Below are 15562 nucleotides of genomic sequence, written 5' to 3'. Positions count from 1 at the left end.
GGGAGCCATGGAGCGCTGGAGCGATGGGAGCGATGGAGCGCGCAATCTGAACACAGCCGCTTTCAGAGTCAACTTACTGCAAAGTAAGGAATGGGTGCCCTTCTCCACAAGGCCGCGGACACGACAAAATCGGGTGTGGGGCGGGGAGTTGGCGCGAGGGAGGCGAGCGGGTGGCGGGCAGGCTCAGGACGCCGACGGGCCGCTACGGCGGCAAATCGGCCGCGCAGCGCCAGGCCGAACGCCGTCGGCGCTTCCTCGACGCCGCGCTCCAGCTGTTCGGCGACACCCCCGGTTACCGCGCCACGACCGTCGCGGCCCTCAGCGACGCCGCCGGCCTGTCCACCCGCCAGTTCTACGAGGAGTTCCGCACCCTCGAGGACGTGCTCGCCGCGCTCCACCTCCAGGTCAACGCATGGGCCGAGGACGCGGTCCGCGCCGCGGCCGAGGCCACCCGCGACCTGCCGCTCCCCGAGCGCGCCGCCGCGATCTTCCGCGCCTACGCCGCCGACGTCACCGCCGATCCGCGCCGCGTGCGCATCACCTTCGTGGAGATCATCGGGGTCAGCCCGCGCCTGGAGGAACAACGGCTGGCCCGCCGCGCCCGCTGGGTCGACCTCATCTGCGCCGAGGCCCGGGCGGCCGCCGCACGCGGGGAGGCGGCGTCCCGCGACTACCGGCTCGGCGCGACCGCGTTCATCGGCGGCGTCAACGGCCTCCTGCACGACTACAGCGCCGGCTGGGTGGACGCCACCCTCGACGAGGTCGTCGAGGAACTGGTCCGCCAGCTCCTGGCCCTGCTGCGCCCACCCGACTGGCGCCCGACGGCGCGCTGACTACCCGCGCCCCGCACCCAGGACCGCGACCAGGACACCCGCGCACCCGAACACCGCGCACGCCCCCAGCAGGAATCCGGCCAGCAGCCGGCGCCGCAGCGCGCGGTACCGCTCCTCGTACTCCCCGCGCAGCCGCCCGGCGCGCTCGGCCGTGCGCTGCCAGGACGTCCGGGCCAGGGTGAGGTACTCGGCCTCGAACCGTTCCTCCACCTCCCGGCGCCGGGCGTCGCCCAGCCAGTCGAAGGGCGCCGTGAAGCGCGCGGCGGCCGTACGCCCCTCCGCACGGGCGGCGGCGACGAGCAGATGGCCCTCGATCTCGCCGACGAGCGCCCGGGCGATCGGGGGAAGACTGTCCCCGCCGGTCACCGGTGGATCAGCTCCCGCTCCGCGTCGGCCGTGGGGGAGTGGTGCAGGTCGAAGGCGGGGGATTCGCTGCGGATGCGTGGCAGCGTGCGGAAGTTGTGCCGCGGCGGCGGGCAGGAGGTCGCCCACTCCAGCGAACGGCCGTAGCCCCACGGGTCGTCCACCTCGATCTTCCTGCCGTACTTGGCGGTCTTCCAGATGTTGTAGAAGAACGGCAGCATCGACATGCCGAGCAGGAAGGAGAAGACACTCGACACGGTGTTGAGCGCCGTCAGCCCCTCCACCGCCAGATAGTCCGGGATCCGGCGCTGCATGCCGTTCGCGCCCAGCCAGTGCTGGACCAGGAAGGTGCCGTGGAAGCCCACGAACAGCGTCCAGAAGGTGATCTTCCCGAGCCGCTCGTCCAGCATCCTGCCGGTGAACTTCGGCCACCAGAAGTGGAAGCCGGCGAACATCGCGAACACCACGGTGCCGAACACCACGTAGTGGAAGTGCGCCACCACGAAGTACGAGTCGGACACATGGAAGTCGATGGGAGGCGACGCCAGCATCACCCCGGTCAGACCGCCGAACAGGAAGGTGATCAGGAAGCCGGTGCACCAGAGCATCGGTGTCTCGAAGGACAGCGAGCCCTTCCACATGGTGCCGATCCAGTTGAAGAACTTCACACCGGTCGGGACCGCGATCAGGAAGGTCATGAAGGAGAAGAACGGCAGCAGCACACCGCCCGTGACGTACATGTGGTGCGCCCACACCGTCACCGACAGACCCGCGATCGCGATCGTCGCGCCGATCAGACCCATGTAGCCGAAGATCGGCTTGCGGGAGAAGACCGGGATGATCTCACTGACGATGCCGAAGAACGGCAGCGCGATGATGTACACCTCTGGATGCCCGAAGAACCAGAACAAGTGCTGCCACAACAACGCCCCGCCGTTGGACGAGTCGAAGATGTGGGCACCGAACTTGCGGTCGGCCTCCAGCGCGAACAGGGCCGCGGCCAGCACCGGGAAGGCCAGCAGGACCAGCACACCGGTCAGCAGCACGTTCCAGGTGAAGATCGGCATGCGGAACATGGTCATGCCCGGCGTGCGCATGCAGATGATCGTGGTGATGAAGTTGACCGAGCCGAGGATGGTGCCGAAGCCGGAGAAGGCCAGACCCATGATCCACAGGTCACCGCCGATACCGGGCGAGTGCACCGCGTCGGACAGCGGCGAGTAGGCGAACCAGCCGAAGTCGGCCGCGCCCTGCGGGGTCAGGAACCCGCCCACCGCGATGGTCGAGCCGAACAGGTACAGCCAGTAGGCGAACATGTTCAGCCGGGGGAACGCCACGTCCGGCGCGCCGATCTGCAACGGCATGATCCAGTTCGCGAAGCCCGCGAACAGCGGCGCCGCGAACATCAGCAGCATGATCGTGCCGTGCATCGTGAACGCCTGGTTGAACTGCTCGTTCGACATGATTTGCAGACCCGGCCGGGCCAGCTCGGCGCGCATGAACAGCGCCATCACGCCACCGACGCAGAAGAAGGCGAACGACGTCACCAGATACAACGTGCCGATCGTCTTGTGGTCCGTGGTCGTCAGCCACTTGATGCTCTTGAGGTTCCTCACGCCCCGCCTGTGTCCGTGCCCGGTCCGCACGTCACACTCGACGGACGAGACGAGCGTCACGAAAGCACCCGTGACGATCACGAGGGTGCCGGACAGATACGGGACATGAGCAACGACGAGATCTTCGCCGCTGCCTACCGGGAGCACTACTGGGCGGTCAGCCGCTACGTGGCGCGCCGGCTGGACGGGCGCACCGGCGAGGTCGAGGAAGTGGTGGCGGAGGTCTTCACGGTGGCCTGGCGCCGCCGTGCGGAACTGCCGCACACCCCGCTGCCCTGGCTGTACGGGGTGGCACGCAACTGCCTGGCCAACGCGGTACGCGGCCAGGGACGCCGCCGCCGGCTCCTCGCCCGGCTGGGCAACGACGACGCCGCGCACGGGCGGCACATCACCTCGGGCCCCGAGGCGGAGCCACCCGGCGGCTGGGTGCACGAGGCCCTCGCCCGGCTCTCCGCCAAGGACCAGGAAGTACTGCGGCTGACGGCCTGGGAGGAGCTCGGCGTCGACGAACTGGCCGTCGCCCTCGGCTGCGGCAGCCGGGCCGCGGCGATGCGGCTGCACCGTGCCCGCGCCCGGCTCAGAACGGAGATCGACCGCCTGGGCACGGCCACCGCCACCGCCCCGCACCGCCCGCATCCGGCGACCGCCGTCGACGCCACCCCCGCGAAGGAACACGGCCATGGCTGACGAACTCGACCTCCTGCGCCGCGCCGACCCGGTGCCGGCCGACGCTCCGCCGTACGCCGACGGACCGCTCGACCACCGCGGCGAACGACACCTGCGCCGGCTGCTGCGCGAGCCCCCGCCCGCCCCGGTGTCCCGGTGGCGGCCGGCCGGCCGCCGGTCCGCCCACCGCGGCGCACGCCTGGCCTGGGGCCTCGCCGCCACCGCCGTGATCGCCATGACCGCGCTGACCCTGCTGCTGGGCGGCCCGAGCGCCCCGCCCGCCGTCGCCGCGCCCCGTCCGCTGGTCGTACGCGCCGACGCCACGCCCGTACCGCTGGACCTGCTCGCCGAGCGCGCCGAGACCGCCGCGGCGGACGGGGGACCCGCCCTGCGCAAGGGCACGCACGTACAGACCTGGAGCCTCGGCATGTCCGACGACGCACCCCCGATCACCCTGCCCGAGGAGCGTGTGGTGCGCTGGACGGCCGACGGCCGCCACACCGAGCTGGTGGTGGCCACCGACCCGCGCCACCCGGGCCGCCCGGTCATCGGCGAGGACGCGGACGGCAACCCCCGCCGGGTCGAGGACGGCCACGTGATCAGCGCCACGACGTACCCGCCGAGCTGGAGCGACGCCCCGCCCCACTCCCGTCCGCCGCACGACCCGGACCGGCTGCGCGCCTACCTGGAGGAGGCCCAGCACACCGACGCGATGAACACCTCCCAGCTGCTCGACGCGGCCGGCCTGCTCCTCGACAACTGGACGCTGGGCGCCCGCGAGTCGGCGGCCCTCGCCCGCCTCCTCGCGGACACCGGCGGACTCCGGCCCGCCGGAGAGGTCACCGACCGCCTCGGGCGGCACAGCCAGGCCTACGTCCACGAGGTGACCGGCGTGCGCCGCATGCTGATCATGAACCCGGACACCGGCGCCGTCCTCGGACTGGAGACCACCTTCACCGAGGCGCAGCCGGAGTACGCGGTCGCGGCGGGCGACGTCATGGAGTACAGCGCCTGGACACGCTGACCCGGCCCCCGACCGCCCCCGGTGGGCCCGGGACTACTCGTCCCAGGCCTGGATCATGGTCTGCTCGACGATCTCGCCGTCGCGCAACGACAGCATCGACTCGGCGAGGACCCGCACCCCGTCCGGATAGGTGCACTCCTCGCTGAACGCCACCTGGTCGCCCTGGACCACGCAGCGTTCCATCCGGTGGGTCATGTCGCGGCTGTAGACGTCGTCGAGCATCTCGGCGATCTCGTCCCGGCCGTGCAGGACCTTGGGGCGGCTGGGCTGGTCGTACCGGTCGACGATGCGGACCTCCGCGTCCCGCGCGTACAGCGACAACAGGGGTGCCGCCGTCTCTCCTTCGATGCCCCGGCGCAGCGCTTCGGTGTCGAAGCCGGGGCCTGCCGTGGTGCCCATGACGACCTCCTTCGGAGTCCGAAGGCCGCGGCCCGCAGCGGGGACGGGCCGTCCCGGCCCTCTCCTTTCGAGGTTCCTCCGTTCCGGCGCCCTCGGCAACGGCACCCGTGCCACTGGTCCTCACGGGTGAGCGGCTTCGGCCGCCCGTGTCCGTCCCGGGGCGCCCGCGTTGCTCAGGACATGATCTCAACACGACGTATCGTCGCCGTCGTCGGGCTCGCCGCCGGTGTCACCGGCCTCGCCGCACCGATGGCGAGCGCGGCCGACCAGGGCGCGCTGGGCACGCAGAAGCTCAGCCTGACGAACACCCTCGACTCGCTGGCGGTCGACGACATGCCCGCCGAGGACCGGGCGCGGATGCCGCTCCCGTCCCAGCAGCTGAGCCGGCTACAGGACCTCCAGCAGCTCCAGCAGGTCACCGGCCTGGTCTCGCCCGTGTTCGGCGTCGTCCCCGCCCTGGGCTGACGCCCGCGCCGGCCGCCGGGGTCCGGTCGGTCGGCCGGACCCCGTGAACCGCCCCGTCACCTGCCCCTTCGCGATCACTTGCGCGTAGGGTCTGGGGGAACGCTGAACGGCCGAAGAAGGGGTCAGGACCATGGCGCAGGAAGTACGCGGCGTGATCGCACCGGGCAAGGACGAGCCGGTACGGATCGAGACGATCGTCGTACCGGATCCCGGTCCGGGCGAGGCCGTGGTCAAGATCCAGGCCTGCGGGGTGTGCCACACCGACCTGCATTACAAGCAGGGCGGCATCAGTGACGACTTCCCCTTCCTGCTCGGCCACGAGGCGGCGGGTGTCGTGGAGTCGGTCGGCGCCGGGGTCACCGACGTCGCCCCCGGCGACTTCGTGATCCTCAACTGGCGTGCCGTGTGCGGAAAGTGCCGGGCCTGTCTGCGCGGACGGCCCTGGTACTGCTTCGACACCCACAACGCCGAGCAGAAGATGACCCTCGCCGCCACCGGCCAGGAACTCTCCCCGGCCCTCGGCATCGGCGCCTTCGCCGAGAAGACCCTGGTCGCCGCCGGGCAGTGCACCAAGGTCGACCCGGCCGTCGCCCCCGAGGTGGCCGGCCTGCTCGGCTGCGGCGTGATGGCCGGCATCGGCGCCGCCATCAACACCGGCAACGTCGGCCGCGGCGACACCGTCGCCGTCATCGGCTGCGGCGGCGTCGGCGACGCGGCGATCGCCGGGTCCCACCTGGCGGGCGCGTCGAAGGTCATCGCCGTGGACATCGACGACCGCAAGCTGGAGACCGCCCGCGGCATGGGCGCCACCCACACCGTCAACTCCCGCGAGACCGACCCCGTCGACGCGATCCGCGAACTGACCGGCGGCTTCGGCGCCGACGTCGTCATCGAGGCCGTCGGCCGCCCCGAGACCTACCGACAGGCCTTCTACGCCCGCGACCTGGCCGGCACCGTCGTCCTCGTCGGCGTACCGACGCCCGAGATGAAGCTGGAGCTGCCGCTGCTCGACGTGTTCGGCCGCGGCGGCTCCCTCAAGTCCTCCTGGTACGGCGACTGCCTGCCCTCCCGCGACTTCCCGATGCTCATCGACCTCCACCTCCAGGGCCGCCTGGACCTCGGCAAGTTCGTCACCGAGACCATCGAACTGGACCAGGTGGAGCAGGCCTTCGACCGGATGCACGCCGGCGACGTGCTGCGTTCGGTGGTGGTGCTCTGATGTCCGCCCGCATCGAACGCCTCGTCACCTCGGGCCAGTTCAGCCTCGACGGCGGCACCTGGGACGTCGACAACAACGTCTGGCTCGTCGGCGACGACCACGAGGTCGTCGTCATCGACGCCGCCCACGACGCCGACGCCATCGCCGAGGCCGTCGGCGACCGCAGGCTCACCGCCATCGTGTGCACCCACGCCCACAACGACCACGTGGGCGCCGCCCCCGCGCTCGCCGAGCGCACCGGTGCCACCATCTGGCTGCACCCCGACGACCTGCCCCTGTGGCAGCAGACCCACCCCGACCGCGACCCGGACGCGTGGCTGACCGACGGCCTCGTCATCGAGACCGCCGGCGCCGACCTGACCGTCCTGCACACCCCGGGCCACGCCCCCGGCGCGGTCTGCCTCTACGACCCCGGCCTCGGCACCGTCTTCACCGGCGACACCCTCTTCCAGGGCGGCCCCGGCGCCACCGGCCGGTCCTACTCCCACTTCCCGACGATCATCGACTCGATCCGGGACAAACTGCTGGTCCTCCCGCCCGAGACGGAGGTCCGCACCGGCCACGGCGACTCCACGACCATCGGCGCCGAGGCCCCGCACCTTCAGGAGTGGATCAAGCGCGGGCACTGACCCGGGCGGTCGCGGCCGAGATCGTCCCGGACACGCGGCAAAAGGTGACAGAAGATGTCCGGCTTCCCGGGCACTCTCGAACACGACATCGCTCGTGCGGAACGTGAGCCAGTGCGGAACGTGAGCGCGCGCGGACGTGAGGGAGAGGACGGGAGCCGGACATGACAGGGTCACCGAAAGGTCCGCTGGCAGGCAGGGTCGCACTGGTCGCCGGGGCGACCCGCGGCGCCGGACGGGGCATCGCCGTCGAACTGGGCGCGGCGGGCGCCACCGTCTACGTCACCGGCCGCAGCACCCGCGCCCGGCGCTCGGAGTACGACCGTCCCGAGGCGATCGAGGACACCGCCGACCTGGTCACCGAGGCGGGCGGCCGGGGCATCGCCGTACCCGCCGACCACCTCGACCCGGCGCAGGTCGCGACCGTGGTCGACCGCATCGCCAGCGAGCAGGCCCGGCTGGACGTCCTGGTCAACGACATCTGGGGCGGCGAGACGCTCTTCGAGTGGGACAGCCCGGTCTGGGAGCACGACCTCGACAAGGGACTCAGGCTGCTGCGGCTCGCCGTCGAGACCCACGCCATCACCAGCCACCACGCCCTGCCGCTGCTGCTGCGCCGCCCCGGCGGACTCGTCGTCGAGGTCACCGACGGCACCGACGCCTACAACCGCGACCACTACCGCAACTCGTTCTTCTACGACCTGGCCAAGACGTCCGTGCTGCGCATGGCCTTCTCCCTCGGGCACGAGGTGGGGCCGCGCGGTGCCACGGCCGTCGCGCTGACCCCCGGCTGGCTGCGCTCGGAGATCATGCTCGACCACTTCGGCGTACGCGAGGAGAACTGGCGCGACGCCCTGGACCGCGTCCCGCACTTCGCCATCTCCGAGACGCCCCGCTACGTGGGCCGCGCGGTCGCCGCCCTCGCCGCCGACCCGGGCGTGGCGCGCTTCAACGGGCAGTCCCTGTCCAGCGGCGGCCTCGCCCAGGAGTACGGCTTCACCGACCTCGACGGCAGCCGCCCGGACGCCTGGCGGTACCTCGTCGAGGTGCAGGACGCGGACAAACCCGCCGACGTCACCGGCTACCGCTGACGGGCGGCAGCGGCCACCGGGCGCCGTGCCCCGGCGGCAGCGCCAGGTCCTCCCGTACGGCCGTGTAGTAGCCCTCGCGTGCGGCGCGCTGCCCTTCCAGCAGGGCCCGCCAGGCCGCCGGGTCGTGGGACTCCTCGCGCAGGAAGCGCTCCATCTCCATGACCGCCACCACCCAGACCCGCGCCTTCTCCACCACGTCCTTGCTGCCCAGCAGGAGCAGTGCCTCACCGGCCGGGTCGCGGGCGAGGGCGGCCTCGGCCTGGGCGGGTGCGGCCTCGGCGGGGGCCAGCGGATGCGGGTGCGGGTCGTTGCCGAGGTGGGCGGCCACCCGGTACGTCAGCGTGACGGAGGTCTTCAGCGTCCGCGCGTAGTCGGCGTAGACCGCGAGCCTGCGCTCCTCCCAGCGGGCCGCCGTCTCCCGGTCGAACCGGGCGCGGTCGCTGCGGACCACGGCGAAATAGGAACCGAGGGCGCCGATGACGACGCCCAGGAGCGCGGGGAGTTGTTGCAGGAACGCGGACATGACCGCACGCTATCTGCCGCTGTGATCGTCGCGGCAGTACGGTCGGGCCATGACGGACACCAGGCGGTTCACCGACCACGCGGCACTCGTGACGGGCGCGGCCCGGGGCATCGGCGCGGCCACCGCACGCCGGCTCGCCACGGAGGGGGCCCGGGTGCTGCTGACCGACGTGGACCTCCCGGCGGCGCGGCGCAGGGCGGAAGGGCTGGCGGACGAAGGGCTCGACGTGGCCGCGTTCGCCTGCGACGTCGGTGACCGGGCGTCCGTGGAGGCGGCCGTCGCCCACGCCGTGCAGATCTTCGGCGGCCTGGACGTGCTGGTCAACAACGCCTTCGCCTGCACGCCCGACGCCCCGCTCTTCGAGGACGAACCGGACGAGGTGTGGGCCCGCGACCTCGACGTCACCCTCACCGGGGCCTACCGCTGCTGCCGGGCCGCCCTGCCCCACCTCGCGGCCTCCGGGCGCGGCGCGATCGTGAGCATCGGCTCGGTCAACGGGGTCCAGGACTTCGGCAACCACGCCTACAGCGCCGCGAAGGCCGGTCTCGCCTCGCTGACCCGCACCCTCGCCGGACACGCGGCCCCGCGCGGCGTCCGGGTCAACCTGGTGACGCCGGGCACGGTGCGCACCACGGCCTGGGAGGGCCGGGACGAGGAACTGGCGGCGGTGCGAGGCCTCTACCCGCTCGGCCGGGTCGGCGAGCCCGAGGACGTCGCGGCGGCCGTCGCCTTCCTCGCCTCGCACGACGCCTCCTGGATCACCGGGACCACCCTGGCGGTCGACGGCGGCCTGACCGCCGTCAACACCGGCTTCCGGCGTGCCGTCCGGGAGACGGAGGTCCCGGACTGACGGACGAGGAGGACCTGGTGGTGTTTGTCACGGTTGCGTCGCGGCGGTCGGCGGCGCGCAACCAAAGCCGCCGGAGGGCGGTCTAGCTTGCCGGGATCGCACGAAGGCGACCTTCCGCACCGCGCACCGCCTCGACGCGAAAGGCATGACCGGCCATGGGGGACATACGCAGACGGGGAGCCGTCGCACTCGGGGTCACCGCACTGGTGGCACCGCTCACACTCGCACTCACGGCGGCTCCGGCCCAGGCCGCGAGCTGCACCGCGAAGGCGGGTCCGTACCAGAAGAAGGTGGAGAAGTTCCTCGGCCGCAAGGCCGACGGCAAGCAGTCCACCGCCGACTGCAAGGCCATCCGCGCCTTCCAGACCAAGCACGGCATCCAGCCGAACGCCGGCTACGCGGGTCCCGTCACCTGGGGGGTGATGGACCTGATGACGAAGCAGAAGGCCGTCGGCAAGAATCCGAACAAATCCGGCAAGTGCCCCACCAACAAGGGCCGGATCGCCTGTGTGAACCTCAGCCTCCAGCTGAGCTGGATCCAGGACGGAAAGAAGCTGGTGTACGGGCCGGTGCCGGTCCGCACCGGGCGCAACGGGTACGAGACCCGCACCGGCCTGAAGAAGGTCTACTGGCGCAACATCGACCACGTCTCGACCATCTACCACGTGCCGATGCCCTACAGCCAGTTCTTCGACGGGGGCCAGGCCTTCCACTCCGTCGGCGTCAGCGTGTGGAGCCCGCCGGGTTCGCACGGCTGCGTCAACATGACGAAGACCGACGCCAAGAAGTACTGGTCGCTGCTGAAGAAGGGCGACGACGTCTACGTGTACGGCCGCAAGCCGGGCACCTGACGGAGACCGGCGCCCGGCGTGGATGTGAACAGGCGGGCCGTGTGCGGCAGGACACATCCGGCGGGAACGAACTCGCCCGTGGGTCTTGACAGATGGGACCATCGACGTGATCAGTAACACGGTCCGTTTTGTCCGTTTGGCTCGCGATTACTCACATCGTCTTCACGCCGGGCGCCGTATGCTTCACAGCATGTCCACCACTGTTGAACCCTCCTCCGAGCGATCGGCTGCCGAGGTCAACGAGGAGATCCGGGCCCTGTGGCTCCGGTCGGGCGGGACACTGAGCGTCGAGCAGCGCGCGGAGTACCAGCGGCTGGTCATGGAGTGGGCCAACGCGGCCCCGGAGTCCGTGAACGCCGCCTGACCGGCGCCCGAGCCTCCTCGCCGTCCCGGCCCCCGGCAGCCCCACGGCCCCGGCCCTCGTACCGCCCCGGTCAGCCCCACGTCGCCGAGTAGTGCCGCTGGTAGGCCTTGCGGTCCTGTTCCGCCCGGATCCACCGCGTGGCCACCAGCGCCACCAGGCTGCCCGCGACGATCAGCAGCCCCGGTCCGACGTTCCTGCGGTCCGTGAGCCGGGCGAGCAGCGTCGAACCCTCGACGCCCGTCACGGGTGCCGACGCCCCCGGGGCCGCGGCGCCCGGCGGCGCGGTCGCCGAGGTGCCCGCGGCGTCGTCCTGCTGCCCGGAGCCGACGAGCCGTACCCCGAGCGACTTCATCGCCTCCGGCAGCGGCTGGAAGAAGGTGGTGCCGCCCTTGTCGCAGTCGCCGCTGCCGCCCGACGTCACGCCGAGCGCGATGCCCTCGGAGAACATCGGTCCGCCGCTGTCCCCGGGCTCGGCGCACACATCGGTCTCGATCAGGCCGGTGACCGTGCCCTCCGGGTAGTTGACCGTCGCGTCCAGTGCCGTCACCCGGCCGTCGCGCAGCCCGCTGGTGCTCCCGCTGCGGAACACCCGCTGTCCGACCGCCGGTTCGCCCGTCCCCGTGATCCGCACGCCCTTGCCGTCGCCGACCGCCACCAGGTCGGCTCCGTCGCCCGCCTTGCCGTTCGCGTACTCGACCAGGGAGAAGTCGTCCCCGGGGAAGCTCCCCGCGACCGTCCGGCCGACCTGCCGGGCACCGGGGCCGTCGCCGAACCAGACGGAACCCGTGGGCCCGCAGTGGCCCGCGGTCAGGATGAAGTCGCTCGTGCCGTCGGTCACGTTGAACCCCGCCGAGCAGCGCCCCGCCGTGGACAGGATCGGCTCCGCGCCGTTCAGCCGGGTGGTGAACGCGCCCTCGGTGCGCTCCATCCGGACGAACCCGCCGATGCCCTCCGCGACACCCGTCAGCCGCGACCAGTCGGACCCGGAGACCGTGCGGTCGCCGCGCACCACCACCTCGTTCGAGCGGTAGTCCAGTGCCCAGGCCGTACCGGAGACCCGGGGCGCCGCACGCAGCGTGGCGGTCGCCGACCTCAGCTCGGACATGCTGTGCCGCACCCGCTTCGCCGTGGCCCCGGCCCGCCGTACCGCCTCGGCGGTGCGCTCGTCCGTGACCGCCACCACGGGCCGGCCGTCGGAGTCGACCCAGTGGCCCGCCGTACGGTCGGTGCCCAGCCGGGAGACGAGGCCGGCGCCGGCGCCGGACGCGGTCCGGGCGAGGGTGCGCGGCGCCGCGGAGGCGCCGGGGGGCTCGCTCGCCCCGGCGTGGGCGACCATCGCCGAGCCGGCCAGCAGTCCGCCGACGGCCGCCAGCCGTGCCACTCGCCGGACGATGCGTCGTCGTGCGTGCCTCATGCGTGCGCTCCCGGAACCGACCGCGCGGCGTCGCCGCCGCGGGGGCCTCCGGACGTCGAGCGCCCCCCTCCCATACGGGGGCGGGACCCTCCGTGTTCACCGGGCGGGTGTCCGGTTCCCCGCGCCGCCGCGGCGACCTATCTTGGCCCCATGACCAGCATTCCGTGGGACCAGTCCGGTGAACCGAACCCCCTGCGCGCGCTGACGCCGGACGAGCTGCGCCGGCGCACGAGCCTGAAGTGGCGCACCTACCCCGCGGACGTACTGCCGCTGTGGGTGGCCGAGATGGACGTACCGGCGGCCGGACCCGTCGTACGGGCCGTCACCGAGGCCATGGAACTCGGCGACACCGGCTACCCCGTCGGCACCGCCTACGCCGAGGCCCTCGCCGCCTTCGCCGCCAAGCGGTGGGGCTGGGACGACCTGGCCGTGGAACGCACGGCGATCGTGCCCGACGTGATGCTGGGCGTGGTGGAGATGCTCAAGCTCGTCACCGGGCCCGGCGACCCGGTGATCGTCAACCCGCCGGTGTACCCGCCGTTCTACCAGTTCGTCACCCACCTGGACCGGCGCGTGGCCGAGGCGCCGCTCGGCCCGGACCTGCGGATCGACCTCGGCGCACTGGAGGAGGAGTTCCGGCGGGCCGTCGCGGGCGGCCGCCGGGCGGCCTTCCTGCTGTGCAGCCCGCACAACCCGACCGGCACCGTCCACACCGCCGGCGAACTGGCGGCCGTCGCCGCCCTCGCCGAGCGGTACGGCGTCCGGGTGGTCGCCGACGAGATCCACGCCCCGGTCGTCACCGCCCCCGACGCGCGGTTCGTGCCCTACCTGAGCGTGCCGGGCGCCGAGCGCGGCCTCTCGCTGATGTCGGCGTCCAAGGGCTGGAACCTGGCCGGCCTCAAGGCGGCCCTGGCCGTCGCCGGACCCGGTGCCGCCGACGACCTGGCGCGGATGCCGGAGGAAGTCGGTCACGGGCCGAGCCATGTCGGCGTCCTCGCCCACACCGCCGCCCTGCGCGACGGCACCGCCTGGCTGGACGCCGTGCTCGCCGGGCTCGACGAGAACCGGCGGCTGCTCACCGGCCTGCTCGCCGAGCGACTGCCGGGAGTCGTCCACCGCCCCGGGGAGGCGACCTACCTCGCCTGGCTCGACTGCCGCGCCCTCGGCCTCGGCGACGACCCGGCGGAGGTCTTCCTCGACCGCGGCCGGGTGGCCCTCAGCCCCGGCATCCCCTTCGGCAGCGGCGGGGCGGGGCACGTACGGCTGAACCTGGCGACCTCGCCGGAGATGCTCACGGAGGCGGTGCGCAGGATGGCGTCGGTCCTGGAGTGAGGCGCGGGCGACGTGGGGCGCGGGCGGCGTGAGGCGCAGGCGACGTGGGGCGCCGGCGCGGGGGCGCCTAGACTTCCGCAGCATGGACGACGACGCGTCACTGGACCGGCTCGGCTCCGGCAAGTACCTGCTGGTCACCACCTACCGGAAGAACGGCACACCGGTCGCCACCCCGGTGTGGGTCGTGCGGGACGGCGACGCGCTCGGTGTCTGGACGGTGGCCGACTCCTGGAAGGTCAAGCGCGTGCGCAACCGCGCCGACGTCCTGGTGGGCCCCTGCGACGTACGCGGCAGGCCGACGGGCGACCAGGTCCCGGGCACGGCGGAGATCTGCGACCCCGCCACCACCGCCCGCTACCGGAAGCTGCTGATCCGCAAGTACCGCGTCGTCGGCCTGCTCACTCTCTTCGGCAGCCGGCTGCGCAGGGGACTCGACGGCACCCTGGGCATCCGCATCACGCTCACTCCCGGACCGCCGCCCGGGAACTGACCGGCCCTCAGGTCCAGGCCCGGTACGGCTCGTCGACCAGCTGGAAGACCGGCTCGCCGCGCACCGGGTCCTTGGCCGTGGACAGCCGCACGCGGTCGCCGCTGTGGATGCCGATGAGCGGCCCCATGACCCGGCCGCGCAGCACGAAGCCCTCGGCCATCTCGATGAGGGAGACATTGCGCGCGGCGGGGGTGTTGCGGTGCACCACCGTGGCGTGGCGCACCGTCCCGGTGCCCTCGCTGCGCTCCGTCCGCAGCTCGCTGCCGCGACAGACCGGGCACAGCACCCGGTGGTACATGGCGGTTCCGCACCAGGTGCAGCGCTGGTAGAAGACGGCCTCGGTTTCCGGGGCCCGGCCCTCGGCCTTCGGGTCGAGCAGGCCCGTCGCGGGGCCGGCCGCCTGCTGAGCGACGTTTCCTGAGTGGTACACGCTGGTCAACTCCCTGCACTCGGGCCGGAATCCCGCGTGCGCGGTCACCGGGCACGCGTGTGCGCGGCTCACCGTGCCACCGTGCACGGACCACAGCGTATGGCACTCAGTGTCACTCGTAAAGGCACTCGGTACCCTTGATTGGAGCGGGCGGCTCGTGGCCGAGCCGCGGTCGCCCCGCCGTCCCCCGCCCGTCAGTCGCGCGCGAACGCGTCCTCGATCTCCCGCAGCACCTGCCACAGGGGCGTCCCGCGGCGCGCGGCCACGACCACCACGTCCTCGGGCGAGGTGCCGCGGGGCGGCACGGGCACGTCGCCGAAGGCGGACTGCGCGTACGCCAGCGCGTGGTCCACGGCGGCACCCGCGTCGTCGCGGCCGTCCGAACGCAGCCAGGACCGCAGGGCGTTGTTGTGCGCCGCGACCACCGCGGCCGCGATCACGTCGGCCCGCAGGATCCCGTCCGGGCGCCCGCCCAGCCGCCCGCGCAGATACTCGGCGAGGGCGCGCTCGTAGCGCCACACCACCGACAACTCGTAGGCGCGCAGCCCGGGGACCTTCTTGGTGAGGTGGTACCGCTGGACGGAGAACGCCGGGTTCTCGGCGTACATGCGCAGCACGAGCCGGGCCGCGTCGCAGACCCGCCGCACCGGGTCGGCGTCCGCCGTGGAGCGGGCCAGGAACGCCTGCATGTCGCTCAGGCACCGTTCGTGGTCGGGGAAGACCACGTCCTCCTTGGACGGGAAGTACCGGAAGAAGGAGCGCCGTCCGACGCCGGCGAGGGCGACGATGTCGTCCACGGTGGTCTGTTCGTATCCCCGTTCGAGGAAGAGCCGGAACGCCGCCGCGACCAGCGCCTCGCGCATCGGCGGCCGGACCTCCGCCGGGTCCGTCCCGTCCCCGCGGCGGGGAGCCGCGCTGCTGGTGCTCATGAAGGGGAACGTAGCAGCCCGGCGAAGTGGTGGCACTCAGTGCAGCGAAAGGAGGGAACTGAGTGCATCTTCCTGGA

General features: G+C 72.5%; 19 protein-coding genes. 12 read left to right on the top strand and 7 right to left on the bottom strand.

Annotated elements, in window-relative coordinates:
• Positions 1 to 170 precede the first annotated feature (170 nt).
• The gene (locus tag B9W62_RS02970) at positions 171 to 833 is read left to right on the top strand and encodes a TetR/AcrR family transcriptional regulator (protein ID WP_087804907.1); all 663 of its coding nucleotides are present in this window, start codon (positions 171 to 173) and stop codon (positions 831 to 833) included.
• On the opposite strand, the gene B9W62_RS02965 is transcribed toward B9W62_RS02970, so the two are convergent.
• Both B9W62_RS02965 and ctaD read right to left on the bottom strand, forming a co-directional pair.
• On the bottom strand, positions 834 to 1199 hold the full coding sequence (locus B9W62_RS02965) for a hypothetical protein (RefSeq protein WP_256976168.1): 366 nt from the start codon (positions 1197 to 1199) through the stop codon (positions 834 to 836).
• The gene (gene ctaD, locus B9W62_RS02960) at positions 1196 to 2812 is read right to left on the bottom strand and encodes an aa3-type cytochrome oxidase subunit I (RefSeq protein ID WP_087804905.1); all 1617 of its coding nucleotides are present in this window, start codon (positions 2810 to 2812) and stop codon (positions 1196 to 1198) included. The genes B9W62_RS02965 and ctaD overlap by 4 nt, the downstream gene beginning before the upstream one ends.
• Before the next feature lie 105 nt (positions 2813 to 2917).
• On the opposite strand from ctaD, the gene B9W62_RS02955 reads away from it, so the two are divergent.
• Both B9W62_RS02955 and B9W62_RS02950 read left to right on the top strand, forming a co-directional pair.
• Positions 2918 to 3499 (top strand): RNA polymerase sigma factor, encoded by a 582-nt coding sequence (locus B9W62_RS02955; RefSeq protein ID WP_087804903.1) that lies wholly within the window; start codon positions 2918 to 2920, stop codon positions 3497 to 3499.
• Positions 3492 to 4502: a CU044_5270 family protein gene (locus B9W62_RS02950; protein WP_087804901.1), complete on the top strand. Its 1011-nt coding sequence runs from the start codon at positions 3492 to 3494 to the stop codon at positions 4500 to 4502. Before B9W62_RS02955 ends, B9W62_RS02950 begins: the two co-directional genes overlap by 8 nt.
• Before the next feature lie 33 nt (positions 4503 to 4535).
• On the opposite strand, the gene B9W62_RS02945 is transcribed toward B9W62_RS02950, so the two are convergent.
• A complete protein-coding gene (locus B9W62_RS02945) occupies positions 4536 to 4901 on the bottom strand; it encodes a nuclear transport factor 2 family protein (protein ID WP_087804899.1) in 366 nt (121 codons plus the stop codon).
• Between the two features lie 180 nt (positions 4902 to 5081).
• Here B9W62_RS02945 and B9W62_RS02940 point away from each other — a divergent pair, with 180 nt between their 5' ends.
• From B9W62_RS02940 to B9W62_RS02925, 4 genes are all read left to right on the top strand, one after another.
• The gene (locus B9W62_RS02940) at positions 5082 to 5366 is read left to right on the top strand and encodes a hypothetical protein (RefSeq protein WP_087804897.1); all 285 of its coding nucleotides are present in this window, start codon (positions 5082 to 5084) and stop codon (positions 5364 to 5366) included.
• A gap of 130 nt (positions 5367 to 5496) precedes the next feature.
• Positions 5497 to 6585, top strand: coding sequence for an S-(hydroxymethyl)mycothiol dehydrogenase (locus B9W62_RS02935; RefSeq protein ID WP_087804895.1), 1089 nt, complete (start codon positions 5497 to 5499; stop codon positions 6583 to 6585).
• Positions 6585 to 7214, top strand: a complete 630-nt coding sequence (locus B9W62_RS02930) for an MBL fold metallo-hydrolase (RefSeq protein ID WP_087804892.1) — start codon at positions 6585 to 6587, stop codon at positions 7212 to 7214. Before B9W62_RS02935 ends, B9W62_RS02930 begins: the two co-directional genes overlap by 1 nt.
• A 161-nt stretch (positions 7215 to 7375) precedes the next feature.
• Complete coding sequence (locus B9W62_RS02925; RefSeq protein ID WP_087804889.1) at positions 7376 to 8302, top strand: SDR family oxidoreductase; 927 nt, start codon at positions 7376 to 7378, stop codon at positions 8300 to 8302.
• On the opposite strand, the gene B9W62_RS02920 is transcribed toward B9W62_RS02925, so the two are convergent.
• Positions 8286 to 8825, bottom strand: a complete 540-nt coding sequence (locus B9W62_RS02920; RefSeq protein WP_087804888.1) for a hypothetical protein — start codon at positions 8823 to 8825, stop codon at positions 8286 to 8288. The two genes, B9W62_RS02925 and B9W62_RS02920, sit on opposite strands and share 17 nt — an antisense overlap.
• A 49-nt stretch (positions 8826 to 8874) precedes the next feature.
• Between B9W62_RS02920 and B9W62_RS02915 the strand changes: the two genes are divergently transcribed.
• The 3 genes from B9W62_RS02915 (at position 8875) to B9W62_RS02905 (ending at position 10890) form a co-directional block, all read left to right on the top strand.
• Complete coding sequence (locus B9W62_RS02915) at positions 8875 to 9675, top strand: SDR family NAD(P)-dependent oxidoreductase (protein WP_087804886.1); 801 nt, start codon at positions 8875 to 8877, stop codon at positions 9673 to 9675.
• A gap of 155 nt (positions 9676 to 9830) precedes the next feature.
• The gene (locus B9W62_RS02910) at positions 9831 to 10526 is read left to right on the top strand and encodes a L,D-transpeptidase family protein (protein WP_087804884.1); all 696 of its coding nucleotides are present in this window, start codon (positions 9831 to 9833) and stop codon (positions 10524 to 10526) included.
• Between the two features lie 178 nt (positions 10527 to 10704).
• Entirely contained in the window at positions 10705 to 10890 is a 186-nt protein-coding gene (locus B9W62_RS02905) for a hypothetical protein (protein WP_087804882.1), read from the top strand.
• 70 nt (positions 10891 to 10960) lie between these two features.
• Here the strand turns inward: B9W62_RS02905 and B9W62_RS02900 are convergent, their stop codons facing one another.
• Positions 10961 to 12304 (bottom strand): S1 family peptidase, encoded by a 1344-nt coding sequence (locus B9W62_RS02900; protein ID WP_087804880.1) that lies wholly within the window; start codon positions 12302 to 12304, stop codon positions 10961 to 10963.
• A gap of 150 nt (positions 12305 to 12454) precedes the next feature.
• On the opposite strand from B9W62_RS02900, the gene B9W62_RS02895 reads away from it, so the two are divergent.
• Together B9W62_RS02895 and B9W62_RS02890 are read left to right on the top strand one after the other, a co-directional pair.
• Positions 12455 to 13636: a MalY/PatB family protein gene (locus B9W62_RS02895; protein ID WP_087804878.1), complete on the top strand. Its 1182-nt coding sequence runs from the start codon at positions 12455 to 12457 to the stop codon at positions 13634 to 13636.
• An 82-nt stretch (positions 13637 to 13718) separates the two neighbouring features.
• On the top strand, positions 13719 to 14126 hold the full coding sequence (locus tag B9W62_RS02890; RefSeq protein WP_087804876.1) for a PPOX class F420-dependent oxidoreductase: 408 nt from the start codon (positions 13719 to 13721) through the stop codon (positions 14124 to 14126).
• 7 nt (positions 14127 to 14133) lie between these two features.
• On the opposite strand, the gene B9W62_RS02885 is transcribed toward B9W62_RS02890, so the two are convergent.
• Both B9W62_RS02885 and B9W62_RS02880 read right to left on the bottom strand, forming a co-directional pair.
• Complete coding sequence (locus tag B9W62_RS02885; protein WP_087804874.1) at positions 14134 to 14556, bottom strand: Zn-ribbon domain-containing OB-fold protein; 423 nt, start codon at positions 14554 to 14556, stop codon at positions 14134 to 14136.
• A gap of 194 nt (positions 14557 to 14750) precedes the next feature.
• Positions 14751 to 15485, bottom strand: a complete 735-nt coding sequence (locus B9W62_RS02880) for a TetR family transcriptional regulator (RefSeq protein WP_087804872.1) — start codon at positions 15483 to 15485, stop codon at positions 14751 to 14753.
• Positions 15486 to 15562: the final 77 nt, after the last annotated feature.

This window comes from Streptomyces sp. CS113 (assembly GCF_002188365.1).
GTDB lineage: Bacteria > Actinomycetota > Actinomycetes > Streptomycetales > Streptomycetaceae > Streptomyces > Streptomyces tendae.
Note: the sequence above shows the minus strand (reverse complement) of the source record. Positions and strands in the feature narration are given on the sequence as shown.

Coding starts and splice junctions, on each gene's coding strand:
- B9W62_RS02880 (WP_087804872.1), bottom strand. CDS start 15,485: ATGAGCACCAGCAGCGCGGCTCCCCGCCGCGGGGACGGGACGGACCCG.
- B9W62_RS02955 (WP_087804903.1), top strand. CDS start 2,918: ATGAGCAACGACGAGATCTTCGCCGCTGCCTACCGGGAGCACTACTGG.
- B9W62_RS02915 (WP_087804886.1), top strand. CDS start 8,875: ATGACGGACACCAGGCGGTTCACCGACCACGCGGCACTCGTGACGGGC.
- B9W62_RS02925 (WP_087804889.1), top strand. CDS start 7,376: ATGACAGGGTCACCGAAAGGTCCGCTGGCAGGCAGGGTCGCACTGGTC.
- B9W62_RS02940 (WP_087804897.1), top strand. CDS start 5,082: ATGATCTCAACACGACGTATCGTCGCCGTCGTCGGGCTCGCCGCCGGT.
- B9W62_RS02920 (WP_087804888.1), bottom strand. CDS start 8,825: ATGTCCGCGTTCCTGCAACAACTCCCCGCGCTCCTGGGCGTCGTCATC.
- B9W62_RS02910 (WP_087804884.1), top strand. CDS start 9,831: ATGGGGGACATACGCAGACGGGGAGCCGTCGCACTCGGGGTCACCGCA.
- B9W62_RS02905 (WP_087804882.1), top strand. CDS start 10,705: ATGCTTCACAGCATGTCCACCACTGTTGAACCCTCCTCCGAGCGATCG.
- B9W62_RS02890 (WP_087804876.1), top strand. CDS start 13,719: ATGGACGACGACGCGTCACTGGACCGGCTCGGCTCCGGCAAGTACCTG.
- B9W62_RS02900 (WP_087804880.1), bottom strand. CDS start 12,304: ATGAGGCACGCACGACGACGCATCGTCCGGCGAGTGGCACGGCTGGCG.
- B9W62_RS02945 (WP_087804899.1), bottom strand. CDS start 4,901: ATGGGCACCACGGCAGGCCCCGGCTTCGACACCGAAGCGCTGCGCCGG.
- B9W62_RS02950 (WP_087804901.1), top strand. CDS start 3,492: ATGGCTGACGAACTCGACCTCCTGCGCCGCGCCGACCCGGTGCCGGCC.
- B9W62_RS02895 (WP_087804878.1), top strand. CDS start 12,455: ATGACCAGCATTCCGTGGGACCAGTCCGGTGAACCGAACCCCCTGCGC.
- B9W62_RS02930 (WP_087804892.1), top strand. CDS start 6,585: ATGTCCGCCCGCATCGAACGCCTCGTCACCTCGGGCCAGTTCAGCCTC.
- B9W62_RS02935 (WP_087804895.1), top strand. CDS start 5,497: ATGGCGCAGGAAGTACGCGGCGTGATCGCACCGGGCAAGGACGAGCCG.